At 31.3% G+C, this 9,266-nt stretch carries 9 protein-coding genes and 1 pseudogene; 5 read left to right on the top strand and 5 right to left on the bottom strand.

The window, feature by feature from the left end; all coding sequences use genetic code 11:
- From HMPREF3241_RS12365 to HMPREF3241_RS08750, 5 genes are all read left to right on the top strand, one after another.
- The coding region (locus HMPREF3241_RS12365; protein ID WP_141763183.1) for a DDE-type integrase/transposase/recombinase at positions 1–266 on the top strand (266 nt) is incomplete at its 5' end.
- Between the two features lie 249 nt (positions 267–515).
- Positions 516–1,688: an N-acetylglucosamine-6-phosphate deacetylase gene (gene nagA / locus HMPREF3241_RS08765; RefSeq protein WP_002445893.1), complete on the top strand. Its 1,173-nt coding sequence runs from the start codon at positions 516–518 to the stop codon at positions 1,686–1,688.
- Between the two features lie 236 nt (positions 1,689–1,924).
- Positions 1,925–3,274 carry a hemolysin family protein gene (locus HMPREF3241_RS08760; RefSeq protein ID WP_002445894.1) on the top strand — a complete coding sequence of 450 codons (1,350 nt, stop codon included), beginning with the start codon at positions 1,925–1,927 and terminating at the stop codon, positions 3,272–3,274.
- Between the two features lie 241 nt (positions 3,275–3,515).
- Positions 3,516–4,355, top strand: coding sequence for an aldo/keto reductase (locus HMPREF3241_RS08755; RefSeq protein WP_002445895.1), 840 nt, complete (start codon positions 3,516–3,518; stop codon positions 4,353–4,355).
- A 202-nt stretch (positions 4,356–4,557) separates the two neighbouring features.
- Complete coding sequence (locus tag HMPREF3241_RS08750) at positions 4,558–5,664, top strand: glycosyltransferase family 2 protein (RefSeq protein WP_002445896.1); 1,107 nt, start codon at positions 4,558–4,560, stop codon at positions 5,662–5,664.
- A 68-nt stretch (positions 5,665–5,732) separates the two neighbouring features.
- On the opposite strand, the gene HMPREF3241_RS08745 is transcribed toward HMPREF3241_RS08750, so the two are convergent.
- The 5 genes and pseudogenes from HMPREF3241_RS08745 to HMPREF3241_RS08725 all read right to left on the bottom strand — a co-directional run.
- Entirely contained in the window at positions 5,733–6,785 is a 1,053-nt protein-coding gene (locus HMPREF3241_RS08745; RefSeq protein WP_032602599.1) for a sensor histidine kinase, read from the bottom strand.
- Positions 6,786–6,787: 2 nt separating this feature from the next.
- The gene (gene saeR, locus HMPREF3241_RS08740; RefSeq protein WP_002445898.1) at positions 6,788–7,477 is read right to left on the bottom strand and encodes a response regulator transcription factor SaeR; all 690 of its coding nucleotides are present in this window, start codon (positions 7,475–7,477) and stop codon (positions 6,788–6,790) included.
- Positions 7,452–7,925, bottom strand: a complete 474-nt coding sequence (locus HMPREF3241_RS08735; RefSeq protein ID WP_001830332.1) for a DoxX family protein — start codon at positions 7,923–7,925, stop codon at positions 7,452–7,454. Before HMPREF3241_RS08735 ends, saeR begins: the two co-directional genes overlap by 26 nt.
- A 50-nt stretch (positions 7,926–7,975) precedes the next feature.
- Positions 7,976–8,413 (bottom strand): DM13 domain-containing protein, encoded by a 438-nt coding sequence (locus HMPREF3241_RS08730; protein ID WP_002445899.1) that lies wholly within the window; start codon positions 8,411–8,413, stop codon positions 7,976–7,978.
- A gap of 596 nt (positions 8,414–9,009) precedes the next feature.
- Positions 9,010–9,228: pseudogene (locus HMPREF3241_RS08725) on the bottom strand (IS5/IS1182 family transposase); the annotation flags it as partial.
- Positions 9,229–9,266 lie beyond the last annotated feature (38 nt).

The following is a 9,266-nucleotide window of genomic DNA, read 5'->3' as shown; positions in this document are numbered from 1 at the left end:
CAACGAAGGTCGCAATGGCTAAAGTCATTAAAACGTTTAAACTGAATACTGACTGTCATTGCACATCCAAATATCTGAATAACCTCATTGAGCAAGATCACCGTCATATTAAAGTAAGAAAGACAAGATATCAAAGTATCAATACGGCAAAGAATACTTTAAAAGGTATTGAATGTATTTACGCTCTATATAAAAAGAACCGCAGGTCTCTTCAGATCTACGGATTTTCGTCATGCCACGAAATTAGGCATATGTTAGCCAGTTAAACGAACAATGACATGATAAAATGGTAATTAGCTATATTTTTCTAACTTTGCAACATAACCATAATTAAATAGTTATTGTGTATGAAAATAATATCTTAAATTAAAAATACTGTTATTAAATTAAGAATATATAGTAAAATTCATCTGTTAACCGGTGAAATATTGAAAAAGTGATATTCAATACGAAGAAAGATATAATAAAATAGTTCAATCAACTACTAATAATTTAAAGAAAAGAAGGGTTCAATCATGTCAGAATATGTTTTAACGAATGGCATCGTATATACAGAAAATGAAATGATTAACAATGGATATGTTCATATTAAAGATGGGAAAATTTTGGACGTTGGTAAGTGTCCTTTTCATCCGTCATCGTCTCATAATACAATTGACATTATTGATGTAAAAAAACGACATATACTGCCTGGGTTTATAGATATTCACATTCATGGGGGGTATGGTGAAGATGCCATGGATGCATCTGAACAGGGTTTACAACATTTAGCAGAATCACTCCTTTCTGAGGGGACAACATCTTTTTTAGCAACAACAATGACACAGTCAACGGTCAACATTGAGCGGGCTCTTCAAACTATTGCTAAATATACTCAACAACAAGATGTTACAAATGCTGCCGAAATTGTCGGAGTACATCTTGAAGGTCCATTTATTTCAGAACATAAAGTAGGCGCACAACACCCTCAATTCGTACAACGTCCTACGGTTGATAAAATAAAGTCGTTTCAGAAAGTAGCGAATGGACTAATTAAGATTATTACGTACGCTCCTGAAGTTGATGGAGCAACAGAAACTTTAAAGACAATGAAAAATGATATCATTTTTTCAATCGGACATACGGTGGCAACGTTTGATCAAGCGAATGCAGCTGTAAGTCATGGTGCCAAACATATCACTCATTTGTATAATGCAGCGACCGGCTTTCAACATCGAGAACCGGGCGTATTTGGTGCAGCCTGGTTAAATCAAGGATTGCATACTGAAATGATTGTGGACGGTATTCATTCACATCCGGCATCCATCGCACTTGCATATAGGCTTAAGGGGAATCAAAGTTGTTATTTAATTACAGATGCGATGAGAGCTAAAGGAATGCCAGAAGGACATTATGATTTAGGTGGTCAGGATGTGATTGTAAAGGGAAGTGAAGCACGTCTGTCTTCTGGGGCTTTAGCTGGAAGTATACTCAAAATGAACGAAGGACTTAAAAACTTAATACAATTTACAGGTGACACGATTGAGCATTTATGGAGAGTAACAAGTTTAAATCAAGCGGTGACATTAGGCATAGATGACGTAAAAGGTAGTATTAAAATCGGGAAAGATGCAGATATTGTTATCATAGATGATGCATGTAATGTTGAAACGACGATTAAAAATGGAAAATATCATGCTTTCAAATGATTTATCATTGGTTGAACAAAAAAATTATTTTGTCTACAATATAGCATTGGCATATGTTTAACATATAACAAAAGATTTATGATAGAATGAAGCCAATCACATTTTTTACGGGGAGTGTCACGATGGGAAGGTCTTAGCATGTAGTTGTCACTTATTGATTCATGATGATTTAAATACGTGTTACCTAAGCGTGACACAATATATATGGAGGTGAATCCCTAGAAATAGGGAATTAATTGGAAACTTCGACCATAATTAGTTTAGTTATATTTTTTCTTTTGATTGCATTAACAACAGTATTCGTTGGGTCAGAATTTGCATTAGTAAAAGTGAGATCAACGCGTATTGAACAATTAGTAGATGAGGGTAATAAGAGTGCAAAAATTGTCAAAAAGATGATAGACAATCTTGACTATTACTTATCTGCCTGTCAATTAGGTATCACAGTAACGTCTTTAGGCTTAGGTTGGTTAGGTGAACCAACATTTGAAAAGATGATGCACCCACTATTCGAGTTATTACATTTACCGAGTCCTTTAACAACGACGATTTCATTTGTTGTTTCATTCATTGTTGTGACATATTTACATGTTGTATTAGGCGAATTGGCACCTAAATCATTTGCTATTCAACATACAGAACAACTTGCACTTTTATATTCAAGACCACTATTTTATTTTGGTAATTTTATGAAACCACTTATATGGTTAATGAATGGTTCTTCTCGTGTGATTGTCAGAATGTTTGGATTTGATCCAGATGCTCAAACTGATGCAATGTCAGAAGAAGAAATAAAAATTATTATAAACAATAGTTATAATGGTGGAGAGATTAACCAAACCGAGCTTGCGTATATGCAAAATATTTTTTCATTTGATGAACGTCATGCAAAAGATATTATGGTGCCACGTACACAAATGGTTACGCTCAACGAACCATTTAACGTAGATGAATTATTAGATACTATCAAAGAACATCAGTTTACAAGATATCCAATCACTGAAGATGGTGATAAAGACCATGTAAAAGGATTTATAAATGTTAAAGAGTTTTTAACAGAATATGCGTCAGGTAAACCGATTAAAATCGCCAATTATATTCATGAATTACCCATGATTTCAGAAACAACTAGAATAAGTGATGCTCTTGTAAGAATGCAAAGAGAGCATGTACATATTAGTTTGATTATAGATGAATATGGTGGGACAGCAGGTATTTTAACAATGGAAGATATTTTAGAAGAAATTGTTGGTGAAATCAGAGACGAATTTGATGATGATGAAGTTAACGATATAGTTAAACTTGATGATCATACTTATCAAATTAATGGTCGTGTTTTACTTGATGATTTAAATGAAAAATTTGACATAGAGTTTGAAGATTCTGAGGATATTGATACTATTGGTGGTTGGTTACAATCACAAAATACTAATTTGCAAAAAGATGACTTCGTTGATACTGAATATGATCGTTGGACGATTACAGAAATCGACAATCATCAAATTATTTGGGTCAATTTGAATTATGAATTTAATAGTGGACGTCCTTCTGTTGATGAAGAACAAGAAGATGACGAACGTGATTAATACTTAAAAAGATAAGTTGTGGGATAGAATGCCAAGTGAGTTCTATCCCACTTTTTGTTTTGAAAAAGGATAATTAAAATGTAGAGGGTAACGAAGATACTCATCATTTAAGGAGCAATAAATTGCATTGTATTAAAATAACAAAATGAATAGATCAAATTTGTTTTATCAGTAAATAAAAAAGGTATTAAAATGATAATAAGCGAATAATATTTATGTAAATAAGGAGAGTTAATGTACTATGACAAATGATGTTCAAATTTTAAATAACGGTTATCCAATGCCTGCAGTTGGGTTAGGAGTTTATAAGATAGCGGATGACCAGATGGAAGAGGTTGTTCGTACAGCTTTAGATGCAGGATATTGCGCATTTGATACGGCTTACTTTTATGGAAATGAAAAAGCGTTAGGTAGTGCATTAAAACAATCAAATATTGAGAGGGACGAGCTATTCATAACATCTAAACTTTGGAATGATTATCAAGGTTATGACCAAACAATAGAGTACTTTAATAAATCATTGGACAATTTAGGGTTAGACTATTTAGATTTATTTTTAATTCATTGGCCTTGCGAAAATGATCAATTGTATATTGAATCATATAAAGCCTTAGAACATTTATATGAAGAAGGTAAAATAAAAGCCATTGGTGTATGTAACTTTAAGATACATCATTTAGAAAAGTTAATGAGAGAAACTAAAATTACACCACAGGTGAATCAAATTGAGTTGCATCCGTACTTTAACCAACAAGATGTACAAGACTTTTGTGATGAACATGATATTAAAGTAACAGCTTGGATGCCTTTAATGCGTAATAAAGGATTGCTTGATGATCCTGTTATTACAGATATTGCTCATCGTTATGATAAAACACCTGCACAAATTGTCTTACGTTGGCATCTCGCACATAATCGTATTATCATTCCTAAATCACAAACACCTCAACGTATTAAAGAAAATTTTGATATTTTTGATTTTAATCTTGAGTTAACAGATGTTGCAGAAATAGATAGTTTAAATAAAAATGCTAGACAAGGAAAAGATCCTGATGATGTCAGTATTGGAGATTTGAAATAAATATAATTAACCAGTTAGCGTTAACTTTTAAAAGATAATTAAATACTTTTTACTAAAAGTTAATGTGTTCCTCATAAATGATAATGTTTAAAACTATTAAGCTTAATTTAAGATTATGTAAATACACAGTATTTAACTAGAATGTATGACAAGGAAATTGATAAAATGATAGCAAATAGTTCAGAGAAAAGGATGTCATTTAATGAAAATCAGAGTCATCGTCCCTTGCTATAATGAAGGCGAAGTCGTTTTGAAAACTTATGACAAATTAACTGAAATAATGAAGAAAGATAGTTTAATCAAAAACTATGAATACGATTTACTCTTTATTAACGATGGTAGTATAGATACAACAATACATCATATCAAGAATATTGTTGCGTATGATAACCATGTTAAATATCTTTCGTTCAGTCGAAACTTTGGCAAAGAAGCTGCAATGATTGCTGGCTATGAGCATAGCACAATGCACGACGCGGTGATTATGATTGATGGAGATTTACAACATCCGCCTGAATATATTCCACAAATGATAGAGGGTTACATTGAAGGTTACGATCAAGTGATTGCTAAGAGGAATCGTCAGGGAGAGAATTTTGTACGTAAAACGTTGTCTCGATGTTATTATAAGTTAATTAATGCATTTGTAGAGGATATCCAATTTGAAGACGGCGTTGGTGATTTTAGATTACTCAGTCGACGTGCAGTTCAAGCTTTAACAACCCTTGATGAATATAATCGTTTCTCTAAAGGTCTATTTGAATGGATAGGTTATGAAACAAAAGTATTTCAATATGAAAATGTGACCCGAGAAGATGGAGAATCTAAGTGGACTTTTAGAAAGTTACTCAACTATGGTATAGATGGACTCATCTCTTTTAACAATAAGCCTTTACGCATGATGATATACCTAGGTATGTTCACGTTTTCTATCAGTATTTTATATATAATTTATTTGTTAATAAATATTTTGATTAATGGTATAAATATACCTGGTTATTTTACTACGATTGCCGCTATATTATTGTTGGGTGGTATTCAATTAATGTCTATTGGCGTAGTAGGAGAATATATCGGTCGTATTTATTATGAAGTTAAACATAGACCGAAGTATATTGTTGAAAATTCTAATATTCAGACTGAGAATCTCGACATGAGATATAATGCTTTAAACCTGAATAAAAATAGAAATAACAAGCGTAGTAATGATTTATATAAATTAAGTTCTTTTTATAAAGTTAAAACATATAGTGATACGTATGCATCAAATTATTCTCAAGAAGAAGGCTTTAAAGAGCGTGTACATTAATGAAAACCGAATGTAGCTGGAATGTTCAAACTCATTCCAGCTACATTCGGTTTTTTATACAGTACAAATTACTTTTTAAATTGAAATTTTTTTAAGGTAAGTGTCATCGTGGTTCCAATGTCTAAATCACTTTGGACTGTGATAGAGGCGTCAATTTGTTGTGCTAACTCATTTGCAATGTATAACCCTAACCCCGAACCACCAGTCTTAGTATTTCGAGAGTCTTCAACTCTAAACGTTCTTTCAAAGATACGTGATTGAAGTTCTGGAACGATACCTATCCCCTCATCTTTTATTGCAATACTAATGGCGTCGTTTTCTTTACACTCAGAAATAATAATATCAATACGGCTACCAGAATTAGAAAATTTTAATGCATTATCTAGTAAATTAGTCAAAATACGTTCGATTGGAGGTCGATACTGGTAGAATGCATCAATATCTGTGCAGAAATTAACTTCAAGCGTACGATTTTCTTGTTTTATGTGTTGTTCGTATGGTTGTAATATATTAACAAGTAATTGATCGAGCTGTATTAATTCCAAAGGATAAGAACGTCCAGTATTTAAATTAATCACATGTGTAATGTCATCAAATAAAATTGATAAACGATTTGCTTGTTTGATTAATGTTTCATATGCTTCATGAACTTCTTGAGGATTACTAATGACACCATCTCGTAGACCTTCAGAATATGATCGAATACCAGCTAAAGGTGTTTTTAAATCATGTGCAAGGTTTTGTATAATTTCAGTTTTTTCTTGTTGCTCGTTTTTTATCATATTCATTTGATTATTAATTTCATATGCCATTTTATTAAATGAATCATTCAACTCTTTAATTTCTCTAGGAGACTGGAATGTTTCATCATCGATGAATTTTTCGTGATTTATAAATTGCTTAGTCTTAATGTTGAATTGCTTAATCTTCTGAATTAAAGGATTAATAAAAATACTACAAATCGAAAGTGTTAAACAGCTTGTTATCATAGTAGTGATGGCTAAAGTGAGTGTCATGTGACCATTAAACCACATGAGCTTATATGCAATAACCAGTATAATTGTTGTTAAAATAACGCTTGAAATGACACCGATAATGATTTGACTTCTTATTGAAAAAATAGTTATCGGCTCCTTTCAAACTTATAACCAAGTCCCCATACAGTTGTAATAGTGTAGGGTAAAAAATCATGTTTTTCTAATTTCTCGCGAATTCTATGTATGTGGACATTGACAGTGTTAGCATCTTCGTAGTAGTCATACCCCCATACTTTTTCTAGAAGTTCGGATTTAGAAATAACTTCACCTTCTCTAGAAGCAAGATACCAAAGCAATTCAAATTCTTTAATGCGCATAGGTATCTCTATATTGTTAATGGTAAGCGTCTTGCTTAAATTTTTTAAAACTAAACCATCAAATTCTAATTGTTCAATTTTATTAGAATAATTTGATTTGCTCAATCTAGCGAGAAGGTTATTAGTACGTAATACTAGTTCTCTTGGGCTAAAGGGTTTTTTAATATAGTCATCAGCACCTAATGTCAGTGCGTATATCGTGTCATGTTCTTGAGTTTTTGCTGTTAGATATATGAAAGGTATATCAAGTTGCATATCTTTCATTTTTTTGACAATATCGTATCCATTAACTTCAGGCATCATAATGTCTAAAATCATAATATCAATATCTGAAGATAATAATTTTAGTGCTTCTTTACCACATGTTGTTGTCGTAACCTGATATCCCTCATATTCGAAATACGTTTGACAAATGTCTACAATATCTTTTTCATCATCCACGATTAGTAAGTGGGTCATGCTTATCTTCACCTCGGTTATTACGGTCTCTAAAATAAGCGATGATTTCTTTAAGTGATACCTTAGCCAATAAAGAGTGGCTCATGAGTAAAATAATAAAGAAAGCTAATTGTAGAGGGTACGTAAAAATCATATCTGCTAAAATATAATTTATCATAACGAAGGCTCCAAAGAAACTTGCAGCGTATGCAAATATACCTAAAATTAAACCTAAACCAATGGCCATTTCCCCTAAAGGCACGATTATATTAAATAATCCTGTTGTGTGTGCAACAATATGTTCAAAAAACCATTTATACCATTGTGGAGAGTCTGTGTTATCTCTAATTACTGGAACTAGCCCGTTTAATGTAAAATCACCTGTAAATTTCTCCCATCCTTGTCTGAAAATAACAATGCCTGAAATTACACGAATTAAAAATATTATAAATAAACTTATTTTCTTCATGATTAACACTCTCTTTCTATAGTTAAAAACGTCTACATTTAATAGCTAAATTATTTTAATTTAGCGCCACCAAAAATGACATGTGCTTTTTCGCAATAAATTGTTACTTCATTGTATTTTTCTATATCTACATTTTTTAAGTCAAAAGTTTGTTTGGATTTATTGTAGTCTACTGTTGAAATCTTTTTACCGGATTTAATATCTCCGTTTTTAGTTAGGTAAACATACAGGTCTGGACCTTTTGAAGATTTGTAATTCTCTAACATAAGTTTGCCATTTTCAATTTTAGCTTTACCTTCTACTTTTTCTCCGTTTTTAGATTCAAAATTACCAGATAATTTTTTCGTTGTGTCTGTTTTTACATTACTTTCTTCTTGTTGTTTATCTTTGTGATTAGCGTGATCGCTTTCTGAGTTAGAATTTCCACATGCGCCTAACGTAAGTGATGTAACAATTGCTCCGACTGCTAATAAATATTTTGTATTCATAATGTATTCCTCTTTTCTGTTTTTATTTAAGAATAGTTTAATCGGAATACGTGAACATAACCATTAACTGTTTCTTAACTACATTTAAAAAAGAATTAAATCAAAATGATTTTTATTTATAATTATAAAAATGAAAGAGTTTTATTAGAATGTAATAGGCTTGATAAATAAAAAATGAAATAAATAAAAGAGATAAAATGAAGAAAAGGTGTCAATATTGAAAATTAATATGAATTAACAGTTGGAGGACGAGGGTATTCATTTTGAATTCTTTATCCTAATATGAGTTCGACACAACTTATATAACAAGTGAAATTTCTCAGTGACATTTTCTTATTGAATCAAGTGTTTAAATTGGAAATTGCTATAAAGATATTCTCAATTCTGTATTAGACTGTCTAAAAAATATGCCTAATCCAATCACTTATGACCTTAGCTCAAAAGATGTTTCATTTTAGAAATGTCTACAAATAAAAGAGGCTGCGACATAAAGTTCTAGGATAAGTAAATAAAGACAATTTCTATTGAAATAATATAGAAATTGTCTTTTTTATAATTTTTTTGATTATTTTCAGCAATCTAAAAACAGGATCCACATCAATTTTTCTATCAGAAAATACAGATTGTGTGTAAGCATATTGAACTACTTTTAACATCATTTTTGGATAATATGATGTTGCACCTCGATGATGTCTGAATTCAGTCTTGGGAATTTCTACAATATCATTCACATGTCGTGAAATATCATTTGTGGGGATAAGAACTGAAGTTTCCATTGGTAGAATAAGTTGAGCCATGTTATAATCTTTATACATAAGGCGCCTCGTTAATTTAGTTTAGTGATGTTTATTAA

Origin of the sequence: Staphylococcus sp. HMSC34G04, assembly GCF_001838765.1 — a bacterium.
Classification (GTDB): Bacteria; Bacillota; Bacilli; order Staphylococcales; family Staphylococcaceae; genus Staphylococcus; species Staphylococcus epidermidis.
The sequence above is the reverse complement of the archived record's forward strand: the minus strand, read 5'-3'. Positions and strand labels throughout refer to the sequence as shown.

Coding starts and splice junctions, on each gene's coding strand:
- HMPREF3241_RS08735 (WP_001830332.1), bottom strand. CDS start 7,925: ATGAAGAAAATAAGTTTATTTATAATATTTTTAATTCGTGTAATTTCA.
- HMPREF3241_RS08755 (WP_002445895.1), top strand. CDS start 3,516: ATGACAAATGATGTTCAAATTTTAAATAACGGTTATCCAATGCCTGCA.
- HMPREF3241_RS08750 (WP_002445896.1), top strand. CDS start 4,558: ATGAAAATCAGAGTCATCGTCCCTTGCTATAATGAAGGCGAAGTCGTT.
- nagA (WP_002445893.1), top strand. CDS start 516: ATGTCAGAATATGTTTTAACGAATGGCATCGTATATACAGAAAATGAA.
- HMPREF3241_RS08730 (WP_002445899.1), bottom strand. CDS start 8,413: ATGAATACAAAATATTTATTAGCAGTCGGAGCAATTGTTACATCACTT.
- saeR (WP_002445898.1), bottom strand. CDS start 7,477: ATGACCCACTTACTAATCGTGGATGATGAAAAAGATATTGTAGACATT.